Origin of the sequence: Streptosporangium sp. NPDC049046 (assembly GCF_040649155.1) — a bacterium.
In the GTDB taxonomy this organism is placed as follows: Bacteria; Actinomycetota; Actinomycetes; order Streptosporangiales; family Streptosporangiaceae; genus Streptosporangium.
In genome coordinates this window covers 25,036-40,753 of sequence record NZ_JBEZEZ010000027.1, presented here as the reverse complement: position 1 = coordinate 40,753, position 15,718 = coordinate 25,036, and the positions used below count along the sequence as shown (strand labels likewise).

16 protein-coding genes are annotated in these 15,718 nt (G+C 69.8%); 9 read left to right on the top strand and 7 right to left on the bottom strand.

The genetic code is table 11. The features are described from left to right. Positions 1 to 10: 10 nt before the first annotated feature. Together AB0B96_RS31250 and AB0B96_RS31245 are read left to right on the top strand one after the other, a co-directional pair. Positions 11 to 751 (top strand): LuxR C-terminal-related transcriptional regulator, encoded by a 741-nt coding sequence (locus AB0B96_RS31250; RefSeq protein WP_362904448.1) that lies wholly within the window; start codon positions 11 to 13, stop codon positions 749 to 751. Positions 752 to 826: 75 nt separating this feature from the next. Further along, entirely contained in the window at positions 827 to 1,768 is a 942-nt protein-coding gene (locus tag AB0B96_RS31245; RefSeq protein ID WP_350949617.1) for a hypothetical protein, read from the top strand. Between the two features lie 147 nt (positions 1,769 to 1,915). On the opposite strand, the gene AB0B96_RS31240 is transcribed toward AB0B96_RS31245, so the two are convergent. Beyond that, positions 1,916 to 2,569: a TetR/AcrR family transcriptional regulator gene (locus AB0B96_RS31240; protein WP_362904446.1), complete on the bottom strand. Its 654-nt coding sequence runs from the start codon at positions 2,567 to 2,569 to the stop codon at positions 1,916 to 1,918. 103 nt (positions 2,570 to 2,672) lie between these two features. Between AB0B96_RS31240 and AB0B96_RS31235 the strand changes: the two genes are divergently transcribed. After that, complete coding sequence (locus AB0B96_RS31235) at positions 2,673 to 4,235, top strand: FAD-dependent oxidoreductase (protein WP_362904444.1); 1,563 nt, start codon at positions 2,673 to 2,675, stop codon at positions 4,233 to 4,235. 236 nt (positions 4,236 to 4,471) lie between these two features. Here the strand turns inward: AB0B96_RS31235 and AB0B96_RS31230 are convergent, their stop codons facing one another. After that, entirely contained in the window at positions 4,472 to 5,593 is a 1,122-nt protein-coding gene (locus AB0B96_RS31230) for an epoxide hydrolase family protein (RefSeq protein ID WP_362904442.1), read from the bottom strand. Between the two features lie 259 nt (positions 5,594 to 5,852). On the opposite strand from AB0B96_RS31230, the gene AB0B96_RS31225 reads away from it, so the two are divergent. Next, complete coding sequence (locus AB0B96_RS31225) at positions 5,853 to 6,293, top strand: MarR family transcriptional regulator (RefSeq protein WP_362904440.1); 441 nt, start codon at positions 5,853 to 5,855, stop codon at positions 6,291 to 6,293. 117 nt (positions 6,294 to 6,410) lie between these two features. Then, positions 6,411 to 7,142, top strand: coding sequence for a sulfite exporter TauE/SafE family protein (locus tag AB0B96_RS31220; protein WP_362904438.1), 732 nt, complete (start codon positions 6,411 to 6,413; stop codon positions 7,140 to 7,142). 134 nt (positions 7,143 to 7,276) lie between these two features. On the opposite strand, the gene AB0B96_RS31215 is transcribed toward AB0B96_RS31220, so the two are convergent. Further along, entirely contained in the window at positions 7,277 to 7,933 is a 657-nt protein-coding gene (locus AB0B96_RS31215; protein ID WP_362904436.1) for a DUF998 domain-containing protein, read from the bottom strand. 320 nt (positions 7,934 to 8,253) lie between these two features. Between AB0B96_RS31215 and AB0B96_RS31210 the strand changes: the two genes are divergently transcribed. After that, entirely contained in the window at positions 8,254 to 8,844 is a 591-nt protein-coding gene (locus AB0B96_RS31210; protein WP_362904434.1) for a helix-turn-helix domain-containing protein, read from the top strand. A gap of 170 nt (positions 8,845 to 9,014) precedes the next feature. On the opposite strand, the gene AB0B96_RS31205 is transcribed toward AB0B96_RS31210, so the two are convergent. From AB0B96_RS31205 to AB0B96_RS31195, 3 genes are all read right to left on the bottom strand, one after another. Next, on the bottom strand, positions 9,015 to 10,484 hold the full coding sequence (locus tag AB0B96_RS31205; protein ID WP_362904432.1) for a long-chain fatty acid--CoA ligase: 1,470 nt from the start codon (positions 10,482 to 10,484) through the stop codon (positions 9,015 to 9,017). A gap of 37 nt (positions 10,485 to 10,521) precedes the next feature. Then, on the bottom strand, positions 10,522 to 11,853 hold the full coding sequence (locus AB0B96_RS31200; protein ID WP_362904430.1) for an MFS transporter: 1,332 nt from the start codon (positions 11,851 to 11,853) through the stop codon (positions 10,522 to 10,524). 91 nt (positions 11,854 to 11,944) lie between these two features. Further along, the gene (locus tag AB0B96_RS31195) at positions 11,945 to 12,811 is read right to left on the bottom strand and encodes an amidohydrolase family protein (RefSeq protein ID WP_350949607.1); all 867 of its coding nucleotides are present in this window, start codon (positions 12,809 to 12,811) and stop codon (positions 11,945 to 11,947) included. A 72-nt stretch (positions 12,812 to 12,883) separates the two neighbouring features. Between AB0B96_RS31195 and AB0B96_RS31190 the strand changes: the two genes are divergently transcribed. Next, entirely contained in the window at positions 12,884 to 13,717 is an 834-nt protein-coding gene (locus AB0B96_RS31190; protein ID WP_350949606.1) for a PaaX family transcriptional regulator C-terminal domain-containing protein, read from the top strand. Here the strand turns inward: AB0B96_RS31190 and AB0B96_RS31185 are convergent. Further along, positions 13,707 to 14,213: a cellulose-binding domain-containing protein gene (locus AB0B96_RS31185; protein WP_362904427.1), complete on the bottom strand. Its 507-nt coding sequence runs from the start codon at positions 14,211 to 14,213 to the stop codon at positions 13,707 to 13,709. The genes AB0B96_RS31190 and AB0B96_RS31185 overlap by 11 nt on opposite strands. Positions 14,214 to 14,469: 256 nt before the next feature. On the opposite strand from AB0B96_RS31185, the gene AB0B96_RS31180 reads away from it, so the two are divergent. Both AB0B96_RS31180 and AB0B96_RS31175 read left to right on the top strand, forming a co-directional pair. Then, positions 14,470 to 14,985: a MarR family transcriptional regulator gene (locus AB0B96_RS31180; protein WP_350949604.1), complete on the top strand. Its 516-nt coding sequence runs from the start codon at positions 14,470 to 14,472 to the stop codon at positions 14,983 to 14,985. A 57-nt stretch (positions 14,986 to 15,042) separates the two neighbouring features. Continuing rightward, on the top strand, positions 15,043 to 15,711 hold the full coding sequence (locus tag AB0B96_RS31175; RefSeq protein WP_362904425.1) for a HEAT repeat domain-containing protein: 669 nt from the start codon (positions 15,043 to 15,045) through the stop codon (positions 15,709 to 15,711). Positions 15,712 to 15,718 lie beyond the last annotated feature (7 nt).

Here is a 15,718-nt window from a genome sequence, read left to right as displayed (position 1 = left end):
GGATCATGCGATGAGCACGAGAACGATGGATGCGGGCGAGCGGATCGCCGCGCCTCTTTTCGGCCGCCGCCGGATCCTGTCCGTCTTCTGGCTGGCCGAGGACGAGATCTCCTTCTACGGGCTGCCGCTGCTGCTGTGCCGGGTACCGCACGTGGTCAGGGCGACGGTCGGCCGAAGCGTGGCGGAGGCCGGCCAGGCGCTGGGCGGAGGGGATTTCGACGTGGTGGTGCTGCCGGTCGCGACGGTGCCGCAGGTGGTGGCCGCCGCCGGTACGCCCTGTGGCCGCACCAGGGTGCTGGCACTGATGCGAACCGAGGAGGCGCGCCACCTGTCCCCTGTCGCCGGCGATCACGGTGTCGACGGCTGCCTGCTGTGGGACGTGGTCAACGTCGCCGGATTGTCCGACGCCTTCGCGCACCTGCTCAGCGGCGACCTGCCCACCCTGCCGGTCGCGCCGTCCGTGTCACCGTCCGTGTCGCCGGCCGCGGCCTCCCCCCAAAGCGCCGGCGCCGAGCTGACCGACCGGCTGACCGAGCGCGAGCACACGGCGCTCGCCCTGCTGCTGCGCGGAATGAGCAACAACCAGATCGCCCGCGCCATGGGCATCTCGATCCACGGCGTCAAACGGCACGTCTCGAACCTGCTGGTGAAATTCGACTGCTCCAACCGGACGGAGGTGGCGCTGGTCGCGCAGCGGCTGGGACTCAGCTCCGCCACCGGCGGCCCCCGCGTCAACCCGGCGGTCAGGTGAAGGGCGGCACCGCCGCCCTTCACGGATTCGCATATCGCCCGCACCCCGTAGTGACCGAAGAGAAGTGGAGCGACAATGGACGTCCCCCCCATGGAACTCAGTGGTCGCGTTCCCCTCGTGCGCGCCGACGATCTCGACGCCGACATGGAGAAGGCGACGCAAGCCATCAGGACCCAGCTGACCGACTGGGGCTTCATGGCCGCCGAGGTCCCCGGCATCGGCGCACGCGTCCGCACCATGATGGAGGAGTTCGCCTCGGCGTGCCGATCGCCGGAGCCGCGGCTGGCCGACTACGCGCAGTCGTCGGTGCCCCAGCTGTCGGTCGGCGGCACGCACGGGTTCTTCCCCTACAACTCCGAGATCCCGCGCCTGGCCAACGGCGTGCCCGACCCCAAGGAGTTCATTCACATCAGCGGGGCGCTGCTGGCCGACCAGCCGCCCGGCGCCGGTGACGTGCTGCGCGCCTTCCCGGCGTTCGGGGCGGCGGCGGCCGGTGTGTTCGACACTGCGTTCCGGCTGATCTCCCTGTTCGGAGAGGTCGTCCGCGGCATGATGGCGCCCGGCACACCCGAGCTGGACCTGTCGCGGGAGGCCACGAACCTGCGGGTGATCCGCTACCGGGACGTGGGCGATCGCGAGGTGCTGGCGCACGAGCACTCGGGCATCCAGATGCTCGGCCTGCAGTTGCCGCCTTCCGACCAGGGGCTGCAGTACGTGCTGCACGACGGCACCTGGGTGGAGCCGGTGATCGCCGGCACCGACGTGGTCCTGTGCAACATCGGCCGGATGCTCACAAGCGCCTCCGACGGGCGTTTCCGGCCGTCGACGCACCGGGTGCACACCAAACCCATGCCGCCCGGCTACGAACGCCTGTCGTCGGTACTGTTCGCCTACCCGCCGCACAAGGCGCCCCAGTGGAAGATGGTCGACGGTGAGATGGTGACGCTCGACGCGACCTGGGGCGACTTCATCGAGAGCCGGTTCCAGGGCCTGGGTGAGCGGCAGCCGGAGTCCTGACGAAGAGGGGGCCTTTCGGCCAGGTGCGGATCGCGTTCCGCGCCTGCGGCCCGAAAGGCCCCCTCCTGCCGGTGGTGTTCGGCCGCCTCCCACGCCGGCGACGATTCAGCGGCAGATACCGGGGCGCCGTTTCCTTCGGCAGGCGGTTCACTGACGCCGGTGGCGGAGTGCTCGTTGCTCGGCGGCGTCGAGTGCGGGTGCGAGGGGCGCGAGCGCGGCGCGAAGGAGGTCCGGTAGCGAGCCGGACGGCACGACGAGCCCGCCGGCCGTGGCGGACGAGACGGTCGCCTGCAGCCATTGCTCGAGCGCCACGCGAACCGCGGCGGCCACGCTCGCCGCGAGCACCCGTGCGGTGTGCGGGTCGCCGTCGCCGAGACGTCCGGCGATCGCATCGGTGAGGGGGTGCTCGATCGCGGTGGTGGTTTCGACGAACGCCTCACGCAGCGCCGGGCGGGTGACGATCAGCAGTAGCGCGTCCCGGGCGGATTCGTCCGGGGCGGTGTACTGATCCACGATCGCCTCGATGACGGCGTCGGCGAGGCCGACGCCGCGGGGCCGGTCGGCCACCGCCGCCGCGACCCGCGCCTCCCGTTCGCCGGCGACGGCGGCGACGATCGCCTGTTCGCGGCTGGAGAAGTAGTTGTTGTACGTCCTGGGTGAGACGCCGGCGGCCTCGGCGATGTCGTCGACGCGCACGTTGTCGGGTCCACGCTCAAGAGCCAGCCGCAGGGCCGCCGTGCGCAGGGCCTCTCGGGTGGCCTGCTTCTTCTGCTCGCGCAGCCCTGCCGGTCTCGTCGTCACCGTCTCAGCCTCCCAGATTCAATGCGCGTACGCAAACTTGCCTACACGCAACTTTTTTCCTAGCCTGGGCGTCCTCTCACCTCAGGCGAACAAGGGAACGCACATGATCACAGATGTCGTCATCGTCGGCGGCGGCCCGAACGGGCTGATGCTGGCCTGCGAGCTGAGCCTGGCGGGGGTCCGGCCACTCGTGCTGGAGCGGCTGCCGGAGCCGAGCGAGGAACCGAAGGCGAACGGGCTGCTCGGCCAGGTCGTCAAGCTGCTCGACCGCCGGGGGCTGCACGAACGTCTCAGTGGCAGCCCGGAGCCGCCGCGGCCGAACTCCGCCTACTTCATGTTCGGCGCGATGGGCCTGGACCTGAGTCTGCTGGACGACAGCCCCGTCTACGCCCTGCCGGTGCCGCAGCGGCGCATCGTGCAGGTTCTGCAGGAGCGCGCCGTCGAACTGGGCGTGGAGATCCGGCGCGGACATGAGGTCGTGGGCCTGTCGCAGGACGACGAGGCGGTCACCGTCGACGTCGCGAGCCCGGGCGGGGCCTACCACCTGCAGGCCCGGTACCTTGTCGGCGCCGATGGAGCCCACAGCGTCACTCGCAAACTCTCCGGCATCGGATTCCCCGGAGTCACCTACGACCGGATGACCGTGCGCTCGGCGCATGTGACGGTCCCGGCGGACCGGGTCGATCCTGCGACCGGTGCGCTGAACGTGCCCGGCTACGGTGCCGTTTCGCCGTTCCTGCCCCACCGCACCGAGCACGGGGGGTTCTCCTACGCGCCGATGCCCGGCCACCCGCCGCTGGTCAGCACCACGGAGTGGGACCAGCCCGCGACCGACGCGGTGATGAGCCTGGAGGAGTTACGGGCGAGCGTCCGCCGCGTGCTCGGCGTCGAGGTGCCGATCGGCCCGCCCGACGGCCAGGGACCGCACGTGCTGCGCCGGCTGAGTGGCGGTAACACCCGGGTCGCCGAACGGTTCGCCGACGGCCGGGTGTTCCTGATCGGTGACGCCGCTCATGTGTACGCCGCCACGGGGGGCGGTCCAGGGCTCAACCTCGGCCTGCAGGACGCGGTCAATCTCGGCTGGAAACTCGCCGCCGAGATCCGGGCAGGAGCCCCGTCCGGGCTGCTGGACACCTACGAGACGGAGCGGCGGTCGGCCGCCCGGCGCATGGTGCTGAACGCGCAGGCACAGGCGGCCCTGATCGCCCCCGGCGACGATGTCACCGGACTGCGCGAGGTGTTCGCCGAACTGCTCCGCGACCCCGGCACCGTGCGGCGCCTGGCCGAGCTCACCGCGGGCGCCGACGTCCGCTACGACATGGGTGCGGGCGAGGCGCATCCGCTGACCGGCCGGTTCGCCCCGGACCTGGACCTGCGCACCCCGGCCGGTCCGGTCCGGCTGGCCGAGCTGACCAGGACCGCACGTCCTTTGCTGCTCGACCTGACCGAGGAGGCGTCACTGGCGAAGACCCTCGCCCTGCGGCACGACCAGGTCGATGTCGTCACGGCGCGCTCCCAGGCCGCCGCGCCCACCGCCCTGCTCCTTCGACCGGACTGCTACGTGGCCTGGGCGTCTTCGTCACCCCGGCCCGATCCAACGGAGATCGCGGCACTCCAGGCGGCCTTGCGGCGGTGGTTCGGAGTCATCACGCCCGCTCGCACCTGAGGTCGCCGGTACCGGTCCGGCATCGGTGACCGCGATCGGACGGATCGCGGAGGCGCACGCGTGCGCCGAGTGCGGACACCCGCGAGGCGAGCTCGTGGCCCGCGTCCGAGCCTGTCGTTCCCCCGTTCGGGGCCTCCCGCCGTGGCCGCGGGAGGCCCGCCCCCTCCGATCACCGCGCCCGGAGCGATCCGGCCACCTTTCCGCTCGCGAAATGACGCGATCGCGACCCGGAACATTCAAGGGGTGTGACGCCGGACTCGGCTCGTCGGCCCCTCCTGCTCGATATGAGGGAGGAAGAAGTCCCGGACGTCCCCGGCGAGCAGCTCCGGCACCTCCATCGCGGCGAAGTGGCCGCCGCGCTCGAACTCCGACCAGTGCCTGATGTCGTACAGCCGCTCGGCCAGCGGCCGCACCGACTGCGTGATGTCGTGCGCGAACACCGCCACGCCGACCGGTACCGGGCACGGCTCGACCCGCCGCGGAGCCTCACGTGCCAGCCGCGCCGAGGAGGCCGCGGTGGCGGTCAGCCAGTACAGCGAGATGTCGGTGAGCATCCGCTCGTCGTCGATCTGCGAGCGCGGGTCCGTCCACTGCGCGAAGCGCTCGGCGATCCAGGCCAGCTGGCCGACCGGCGAGTCGGTGAGCGCGTATCCGAGGGTCTGCGGGGTGGTGGCCTGCAGAGCCTGGTACGGCGGGCGGTTCGCCATCAGCCGCCTGACCTTCTCCAGCCGGGCCTCGTCGGTTTGTGACAGCTCGAGGCCGGCGTCGGGGTCCGGCCGGGTCGGCAGGTAGTTGACGTGCACCCCGGCGACCTGCGCGGGGGCCACCGCGCCGAGTGCCAACGAGATGCCCGAGCCGAAGTCGCCGCCGTGCGCGCCGTAGCGCTCATACCCCAGGCGGCGCATCAGCTCGGCCCAGGCCCGGGCGACCCGGACGATGTCCCAGCCGCGCTCGTGGGTCGGCCCGGAAAAACCGAAGCCCGGGATGGAGGGGATCACCAGGTGGAAGTCGCGCGACAGGGGCTCGATCACGTCGAGGAACTCCAGGAACGACCCTGGCCAGCCGTGGGTGAGGACGAGCGCGAGTGCGTCCGGTCTTGGAGAGCGGACGTGGACGAAGTGGATGTTCTGCCCGTCGATCTCGGTGGTGAAGTGCGCGAGCTCGTTCAGCCTGGTCTCGTGCGCCCGCCAGTCGTAGCCGGTGCGCCAGTGTTCGGCGAGTTCCTTCAGCCGCGCCAGCGGGAAGCCGTAGTCCCATCCGGCGCCGGTGATCTCGTTGGGCCAGCGGGTGCGCGAGAGCCGGTCGGTGAGGTCGTCGAGGTCCGCCTGGGGGATGTCGATGCGAAACGGCTTGATCATGGTCTTGGCTCCAGGGGATTCGTCCGGCGCCCGGATGTTCGGACGGGCCGGTGTCGATGAGGTCGGTGCGAACGGCGACGGGGCAGCGGGTGCCGGATTCGAACCACGCTCGCGCGGGTGTCCGCGGCATTCCGGAAAGCGAGCGGTTCTCGCATGTTCAGGCGGTCGAGGCCCGCATCGTTTTGTTGGCCTAACCAACGTTGGCGTCGCCCACTATATACAGATTTATTGGTCATACCAACGATGTATGGTGGCTGGTGTGGAAAAAACACCCGCACGTCTGACCGCGAAGCCGAGTTGGCTGCTCACCCAGCTGGCGGTGCACGCCCACCGCCTGGCCTCCGACGGCTTCGGGCAGGTGGGGGCGCGTGGATACCACTACCGGATCCTGGCCGCACTGGAGGAGTTCGGGGTGGCCAGTCAGGCCGAGCTCGGCCGCCGGTGCAACATGGACCGCAGTGACGTCGTGGCGGCGATCAACGAGCTGGCCGGGCAGGGCCTGGTCGAGCGGACGCCGGACCCCGAGGACCGAAGGCGCAACCTGGTGGCCCTCACCCCGGCCGGTGATCGGCAGCTGCGGCGCCTGGACCGGGCGCTCGACAAGGCACAGGAGGACCTGCTCGAACCGCTCACGGCCGAGGACCGCCAGGCCCTGACCCGCCTGCTCACCGAACTGCTCGCACACCACCGGCGGGGGTGAGCGGGGCACGGATCGCGCCGAGGCCGGCGGGGACGGAGAAAAGCTGTTGATCACCCTCGCCGCGCGAGGGAAGGCTGTGGCGAATCACCGGTGAAAAGCATCCGCGAGGAGCCGTCCGTGGCGAGTGAGTGGGGGATCGTCCTCGTGCTGGGCGTGATCATGGTGGCGGGAGCCTCGGTGCAGCGGCTGGCGGGAATCGGGTTCGCGCTCGTGTCGGTGCCCGCCCTGGTGCTGCTGCTGGGCCCGGCCGAGGGCGTGGTGCTCGCCAACTGCGCGGCCGGCGCCATCAGCGCGGTCGGCCTCGCCGTCACCTGGCGCCAGGTGCGCCTGGCCGCGATGGTCCCGCTGGTCGCCGCGGCCGCCTGCACGGTACCGGCCGGGGCCTGGGTGGCCGCCCGCCTGCCCGAGCCGGTGCTGCTGGCCGGTATGGGGGTGCTGGTGAGCGTGGCCGTGGCGCTGGTGATGTGGGGTGCTCGGGTGCCGGCCCTGCGCGGCGTCAAAGGCGCGGTGGCCGCCGGGGCCGCCAGCGGGTTCATGAACTCCTCCGCCGGGGTGGGCGGCCCCGCGGTCTCCCTGTACGCGGTGAACGCGGGCTGGACGGTACGGGAGTTCGTGCCGAACGCCCAGTTCTACGGGGTGGTGGTGAACGTCTTCTCCGTGACGGCCAAGGGCGTGCCGCAGCTGCCCGCGCCGGTCTGGCTGCTGGTCGCGGCCTCCATCGCGGCGGGCTCGGCGATCGGCGCGGCACTGGCGCGGCGGGTTCCGGAAAGGCCGGCCCGGCTGGTGGTGCTGCTGCTCGCGCTGGCCGGCGGACTCACCGCGCTGGGCAAAGGGCTGTGGAACCTGTGATCGAGGGATTTTCCGGGGTCGATCTGCCGGTGAGCATCTTGCACACCGTGCGAGGCCGGCCTCGACGACGCCGCCGGCCTCGCACGGGCCCGAGCGGAGGGCCTGGCGGCTGGTGGTGATCGCGGGGTTCTGCGTCACCCGGCCTTGACCTCGGCGGCGGGGTGCGCGTCCGGCATGTCGAGGGTTCGGCGACTCCAGACCGATGCTCCCGCGCAGAGAAGCCCGATCAGGAACGGATGGGTGGCACCGCGTTCGACGAGGCCGATGACGCCGCTCGCGGAGTCGCCGGCGGAAGAGATGATCATCAGGAGGTAGGCCGTCGTCGAGAGCAGGCCGACCACTCCGGTCGTGACCAGCGCCCTCCCGATTCCGGGCGAGAACCCGACACGCCGGCGCATCCTCCCGAGCACGACCGCGAGTATGTTCGCGCCGATAAAGCCCGCGAAGGCTCCCATGCTGTGGTAAGCGCCGGTGCCGTCTTCCAAAGCCTTGCCGGATCCCGGGAACAAGCCGAGCAGAACACCGCCGACGGCCAGCAGTGTCGCGGGCACGAGCGTCGTCCAGCGGCGCCAGCCCGACAGGCCACGCAGCAGCGCGATACCGGCGAGGATCGTGATCCCGAACAGGATGAAACCGGTGTTCATCACCCAGGCAAGAGGTGAGTACATGTACTGCCCGAACAGGGTCGAAGGTCCGTGGACTCCGAGATTGCTGATGAAGTGGTACGTGTAGCTGTAGGGCGGATCCGTCCACGCTGCGGCAGCGACGAACTCCGCGAGCAGGAAGATCACAGGGCCGGCGATGAGCAACGCTCCCGCGGCTCGTCGCCGCGAAAGCCGAAGCACATCGGGGCCGGGCGTGTCAGGTCGCGAGTCGTTCCCGGGCTTTTCTTGCTCGATGCCGGAACGCGAGTGGGTGTACCCGGTCATGGCTGTAGTCCTTTCAGGCGTTGCTGCGGCGCTGACACCAGGGCCGGTGGAGGTTCTCACGGGTTCGGTCCTGCCGCCCGCATCGTCTTCCGCCGCCGACCTTACTTCACTCACACACTAAGTACATCGAGATTACTTTTATTGTCAATATACTTAGAGGCCGATACCAGTAAGATCGAGCCATGGTGAATGGAACGGCCGTGGGGCGACGAGAGCGCAAGAAGGCTGCGACGCGGGCGGCGATCCTGGACGCGGCGACGACGCTCTTCCTCCAACGTGGCTTCGATGCGGTCACTGTTCGCGAGATCGCGGACAAGGCGGACGTGTCACCCAAGACGGTCTTCACGCACTTCCCCCACAAGGAGGCACTCGTCTTCAGCGACGAGGACGACCGACATGAACACCTCTTGGCCGCGGTCAGCACCCGGGCGCCCGGCACCACGATCTCCGACGCGCTGAAAGCCCACTACCTCCTCGAAATCGCCGCACTCACATCCGAACCCCAGCGCCAGATCCTCGCCCTCATGGAGCAGACCCCGGCCCTCGTGGACTACGCGGAGAAAATGTGGTTCCGCCACGAAGACGCCCTCGTCGCCACGATCACCGAGGAGTTCGGGCTCTCCGAGCCGAGCGACGAGATCCGCTTCTACGTCCGGTTCGCCCTGCACATCCAGCTCAGCGCCACCCGCGAGGCCGATCCGGAACGGACCATCGACGCAGGATTCCGACTCCTGGATGCGGGCTGGACGCGCTACCTCGAGGCCGGAGGTTAGAGCGCAGCCGTGCAGGCTCGCGGAGCAACGTCATCGCTTCGGCTCGACGCCGATCGCATACACGTCGCGGCGGCGCAGCGCCGACCACAGCGCCTCTTGTCGTTGCGGCCCGCCCGCGACGGCGGCTTCATCGCCGTCAGCACGTCGAACAGCAACAGCGCGTCATCGGCTCATTCGGGCAGGGGGCGGTCGCGGAGCTCGGATTTGCGGATCTTGCCCGAGCCCGTCTTCGGCAGCGCGCCGACGATCTCGAAACGGACGGGGATCTTGTACTTGGCGAGCCGGGAACGCAGGAAGTCCGCCAGTTCGCCGGGGGCGACGCCGGCGCCGGGACGAAGCACGACGAAAGCGCGGCCCACCTCGCCCCACCGACGGTCGGCCATCCCCACCACGGCGGCCTCCGCCACGGCCGGATGCGCGAAGAGCGCCTCCTCGACCTCCGCCGGGTAGACGTTCTCCCCGCCGGAGATGTACATGTCCTTGATGCGGTCGACGACGCTCAGATGACCCTCCTCATCCATGATCGCGATGTCGCCGGAGCGGAACCAGCCGTCCTCGGTCAGCGCTGCGGCACTGGCCTGCGGGTCCCGCCAGTAGCCGGGGGTGACGTTCGGTCCCTGGATGAGCACCTCGCCCGGCTCCCCGGCCGGTGCCGTCGTGAGGTCGGAGCGCGCCACCCGCACCCTGGAGAAGAAGACCGGCACCCCGGCCGAGCCCACCTTGCGCACGCTCTCGCCCGCCTCCAGGAAGGTCGCGCCGGGGGCGGTCTCGGTCAGTCCGTAGCCCTGGCAGAAGACCAGGCCTCTTTCCTGGTAGGTGCGGATCAGCGCCACGGGGATGGCCGCGCCGCCGGCCATGAGGGTACGCAGCGACGACAGGTCGGCCTCGGCCCAGCGCGGCGACCTGGCGAAGTCGGCGAACATCGTGGTGACGCCGAACATCCACGTCACCCGGTGTTCCTCGATGAGGTCGTAGCACACCTCCGCGTCCCAGGACGGCATGATCACCGAGGTGCCGCCCTTGAGGAAGGTCGGCAGCAGCGTCTGGTTCAGCGCCGCGACGTGGAAGAGCGGCGCGCTGATCAGCGTCACCTCCGAACTCGTCACATCCACGCCGACCATCATGTTGAAGCAGTTCCACACCAGGTTGGCGTGGCTGAGCATCGCCCCCTTGGGAGCGCCGGTCGTGCCGGAGGTGTAGAGGATGAGGGCGAGGTCGTCGAGCGCCACCGGCACGTCGATGGGGCCGGGATCGCCCCGCGCCACCCAGGTCTCGAAGTCGTGCTCCCCCGGCGCGGGCGATTCCAGGGCCACGAGCGTGTACTGTCCGGACAGGGCGTGTACGGTCTGCGCGCAGCCAGGGTCGTACACCAGCAGTGCGGCGCCCGAGTGGCCAAGCATGTAGCCGATCTCGGGCGCGGTCAGCCGGAAGTTCAGCGGGACGAAGACGGCCCCCAGCATGTGGGTGGCGAACATGGTCTCGGCGAAGGCGACGTGGTTGGGGCCGAGGTAGGCGACCCGCTCCCCCGCCCCGATCCCCGCCTGGCGCATCCGTGAGGCCAGGCGGGTCGCCCGCTCGCAGACGTCGGCGTAGCTGACCGATCGGCCCGCGAAGACGAACGCGGTGCGCTGAGGACTCATCTGGGCTCGGCGGGCGGGCCAGCCGCCGAGCCCGGCGTTACGCATCGGTGGCGGCACGGATCGCCGGGGCGCCGGAGGTGAGGTCGTCGCCGCTGGTCTCCCGCAGGGCCAGCACGCAGACCACGGTCAGCAGGCAGCAGACAGCGATGATCACCGAGATCGTCGTCGTGCTGCCGCCCCCGGAGGAGGCGTCCAGCTGGGCGAACAGCAGCGGGCCCAGGCCGGCGCCGAGTCCGGCGAGCTGGTAGCCGAGCGAGGCGCCGGTGTAGCGGTTCCTGGTGGGGAACAACTCGGCGTACAGCGCCCCCAGCGGGCCGTACATCATCGGGTGGATGAGCGCCTGGCCCAGCACCAGCGCGATGACGAGCAGCGCGACGCTGCCGGCGTTCACCATCGGGAACAGCGCGAAGCCGAACCCGGCCATGAGCAGCGCGCCCGCCAGCACGATCGGGCGGCGTCCGACCCGGTCCGAGAGCGCCGACCAGGCGATGATGCTCACCACGGCGAGCGCGGAGGAGAGCGTGAGGCCGTTCAGCACGGCCTGGCGGGTGAAACCGGTCCGGACGCCGTAGGCGATGAGATAGGTGGTCAGCGTGCCCTGGGCCACGAACGCCGACAGGCCGACCCCCACCCCCAGAAGCAGGGTCCTGGGGTGGTTGCGCAACACCTCCAGCAGCGGCATCCGGGTGGCGCGGCCGCCGGCGCCGGCCGCCTCGAACACCGGCGTCTCCTCCACCCGCAGCCGGACGAACAGGCCGACTCCCAGCAGGAGGATGCTGAGCAGGAACGGCACCCGCCAGCCCCAGCTCAGGAAGGCCTGCTCGCCCACGACGGCCGCGGTGCCGCTGAGCACGCCGGTGGACAGCACCATGCCGAACGGGGCGCCGGCGTTGGTGAAGCTCGCCCACAGGCCTCGGCGGCTGCTGGCGTGTTCCGCCGACATCAGTACGGCGCCTCCCCATTCGCCGCCGATGGCCACGCCCTGCAGGACGCGAAGGAGGACCAGGGTGATGGGGGCCAGGGCGCCGATCTGCTCGTAGGTGGGCAGCACGCCGATGAGGAAGCTGGCGACACCCATCAGGGTCATGGTCAAGACCAGCATGCGCTTGCGTCCGAGCCGGTCGCCGAAGTGGCCGAAGATCACTCCGCCGAGCGGCCTGGCGAGGTACCCCGTGGCGAAGGTGCCGAAACTGGCGACCGTGGCCGTGAGCGGGTCGAGCGAGGAGAAGAAGATCTTGCTGAAGACCACCGCCGAGGCCGTGGCGTACAGCAGGAAGTCGTAGTACTCGATCACGCTGCCCAGGAAGCTGGAGGCCACCGCGCGGCGTAGCTGAACCTGGTTGGGGGGAAAGACCGACGGGTTCGTCATGACTGAGCTCCTCAGTCCGAGAGCGAGCTACTGCGCTTGCTTGCCCGGAGGTTAGGCATTTTTGTGACGGACGTCAATCCTTTGCCCAGCATTAAACGGTGCCGAGCCCGAGCAGGCGCACGGCGTTGTCCTTGAGGATCTTCGGGCGGACCTCGGGCTTGATGTCGAGGGCGTCGAAGTCGGCGAGCCACCGATCCGGCGTGATCATCGGGTAGTCGGATCCGAAGAGCACCTTGTCCTTCAGCAGCGTGTTGGCGTACCGGACGAGCTGCGGCGGAAAGTACTTCGGCGACCACCCCGACAGGTCGATGTAGACCTGCGGCTTGTGCGTGGCCACCGCCAGAGCCTCGTCCTGCCAGGGAAAGGACGGATGGGCCAGGATGATCCGCAACTCGGGGAAGTCCACGGCGACGTCGTCGACCAGCATGGGGTTGGAGTACTTCAGCCGGATCCCGCCCCCGCCGGGCAGACCGGCACCGATACCGGTCTGCCCGGTGTGAAACAGCGCCGGCACCCCCATCTCCTCGATCGCCTCGTAAAGCGGGTAGGCCACCCGGTCGTCGGGCGCGATGCCCTGGACACTCGGATGGAACTTGAAGCCGCGCACCCCGTGCTCGGCCACCAGCCGGCGCGCCTCGCGGACCCCGGCCCTGCCCTTCCACGGATCGACGCTGGCGAAGGGGATCAGCACGTCGGCGTGGGCGGCGCAACTCGCCGCGACCTCCTCGTTCGAGATGCGCCGATGCCCGGTGGCGTGCTCGGCGTCGACGGTGAACACCACCGCCGCCATCCTGCGCTCACGGTAGTAGGCGGCCATCTCGGCGACGGTGGGCCGAGAGCGCCCCTTGAAGTACTTCGCCGAGGCTGCGGCCAGCTCGTCGCCGAGCGAGGCGTGCCCGTCCGCGGAGACCTCCGCGTGCGTGTGCACGTCGATGGCGACCAGTTCGTCGACGTTCATGAACTCTCCTTGTGCACATATTTGACTTCCGTCAATTATGTGCCTGACATCTGGCCCGTCTACGCTTTCGGTGTGAGCATCGGCGGCGAAGACGAACCGGCGGCGCCGTCCGCGCGCCCGCAGTCCCTGATTTTCAGCTTCCTCGGCATCCACGCCCTGGACCGCGGCACCGCCATCTCCACGGGCAGCATCATCGAGGTGTTCGCCCGCCTCGGCGTCTCGGAGGAGGCCGTCCGCTCCACGCTCGCCCGCATGGTCAAACGCGACCTGCTGACCCGCCACCGGGTGGGGCGCAGGGTCTATGTCGGGCTCACCCCGCACGCCGAGGCGGTGCTGCGCGACGGCCGCCGGCGGATCTGGGAGACCGGCGCGGTGAACCGCGACTGGGACGGCACCTGGACGGTCGTCGGGTTCTCCCTGCCCGACAGCCGCCGCAGCACCCGCCACGACCTGCGCTCCCGGCTCATCTGGGCCGGATTCGGCCCGCTGCAGAGCGGACTGTGGATCGCTCCCGGCGCGAGGGAGGTCTGCGGGGTGCTGGAGTCGCTGGAGGTCGACGATCACGTCACGGTGCTGACCGCGAGGGCGTTCAAACCCACCGAGGCCGCCGACCTGGTGGCCAAGGCCTTCGACATCGAGCAGATCGCCCGGCGCTATCGGGCCTTCCTCACCAGGTGGGACCTCACCCGGCCGCTGCCCGACGCGCCGGACGACCTCGTACGGCAACTGGTGCTGCACACCGACTGGCTGCAACTCGTCCGCCAGGACCCTCACCTGCCGGCCGAGCACCTGCCCGGCGACTGGCCGGCGATCCGGGCCGAGCAGGTCTTCCGCGCGCGGGCCGAACAGTACGAACGGCCCGCGCTGAAGGTGGCCGGCGGCCTGCTGGACGAACTCACCCTATGACGCAGGCGGTCCCGTTCAGCGCGAACGCCGCCGGAGCCGAGTTCGTGCCGCTGTAGGTGCCCTGGAACCCGAAACTGCTGCGGGCCTGCGGGGCGATGGTGGCGTTGTAGGAGACGTTACGCGCGCTGACCTGGGAGCCCGACTGGGTCACCGTGGCGTTCCAGGCACTGGTGACCTGCTGGTTACCCGGCCACGTCCAGGTCACGGTCCAGCCGTTGACGGGGGCCGACCCGGTGTTGGTCACGGTGACATCGGCGGTGAAGCCGTTGTTCCAGGTGTTGGGAAGGTAGGTGACCCTGCACCCGCCCCCCGGGCCGGGGGTCGGAGTCGGCGACGGGGTGGGAGTGGGAGTGGGAGACGGTGAGGGGGTCGGGGTCGGGGTCGGCGACGGGCCCGGCCCGCCGGTGAGGCCGAAGAACTGGATCGCGGCGGCGGCCATCCCGCTCGACGGCAGGCTGTGACCGGCCCCCTGGATGGTGTAGGCCTCGACCTGCACCGTTCCGGAGGCGTCGGCGTAGCGGCGGCGGTTCCAGTTCGCCTGCGGGGTGTCGGAACTGGTGGGCGTCAGCGCCGCCGACTCGCCCTGACATCAGCCGGTATAGGGGCGCGTCGCCAGCCGGTCGAGCTTCCCCCGTACCGGATCATGGTCCACAAACGATGAAAAAGCTGCTTGCGCTGGTTATCAAGCGATTTGTTATCAAGTAGCTTGATATTTGAGGCGCGAAACTTACATCGCCCGTTATCGTCATCCGGTGACCTCACGCCGCGACCCCACAGCCGACCAACCGCCCAAACCGGCACCTCACCTGAGCTACCTGGTCTACCGGCTGGAGCGTCGCATCCGCGCCCGACTCGACGAGGCACTCGTGCACTACGGCGTCACCACGACCGAATACATGGCACTCAGCGAACTGCGCATGCGCACCGGACTGTCCTCGGCCGAACTCGCCCGCATCGCCTTCGTCACCCCACAGGCCATGAACCTGGTCGTACGCGACCTGGAACAACGCGGCCTGATCCACCGCGACGCACACCCCGACGGCGGCCGGGTGCTTCGCACCCACCTCACCCGCGAAGGACAGGCCGCCCTACGACACTGCGACCGCGCACTCGACCGCATCGAAAAAGACATGCTCGCCGACGTCGACGACCACACCCGCACCACACTGATGGAGGGCCTCACCCTCTGCACCCGAGCCCTGCGTCCCCCTGAGCCCACCAATGCCGGACTCCGGCGGACGAAGACCCCTGACGACCTCACGGCATGATCCAGCTTGACCTTGACACAGTGACAAGGTCTTCACTGAGGGCCAGGAGGTGGCCCCATGACCATGCCGAAACAGGACACCAACCCGATCCCAGCCCTCCAAGCACTGCAAGACGACGACCCGTCGGTGCGGCTACGAGCGGCGCTGGCGCTCGGCACGAACCCCGACCCGCACTTCATCGACAAGCTCATCGAACGATGCGCGATCGAAGGCGAATTCCCGGTACGCGACACGCTCACCTGGGCACTCACCCGCCACCCCGCGTCGATGACACTCCCCAGACTCCTCGACGAGGTCCACTCACCACGCGCCCAGGCACGAAGCCAGGCGCTGCACACCCTGTCCAAGATCGGGGATCGGCGGGCGTGGCCCGCGATCACCCAAGCTCTGCTGGCCGACACCGACGACGAGGTCGCCCGCAGCGCCTGGCGGGCGGCCGTCGTGCTCGTACCCGAAGGCGAGAAACCCGAACTCGCCGCTGCACTGTCGACACAACTCGGTCGCGGCGAACGTGAGACCCAACTCAGCCTCAGCCGGGCGCTCATCGCGCTCGGCGAAGTGATCTCGCCGATCCTGCACGCCGCCCAGACACGAGCAGACCCCCGCGTACGCGCGCACGCGATCGCCACCGAGCGACTGTTGCGCGACCCAGAAGCCGGATTCGAGTTCGCGATCGAGCAGGCCAAGCGCGTCGTGGCCCTCGGCGAAACCGAAAGGCAGGGATGATGAGACG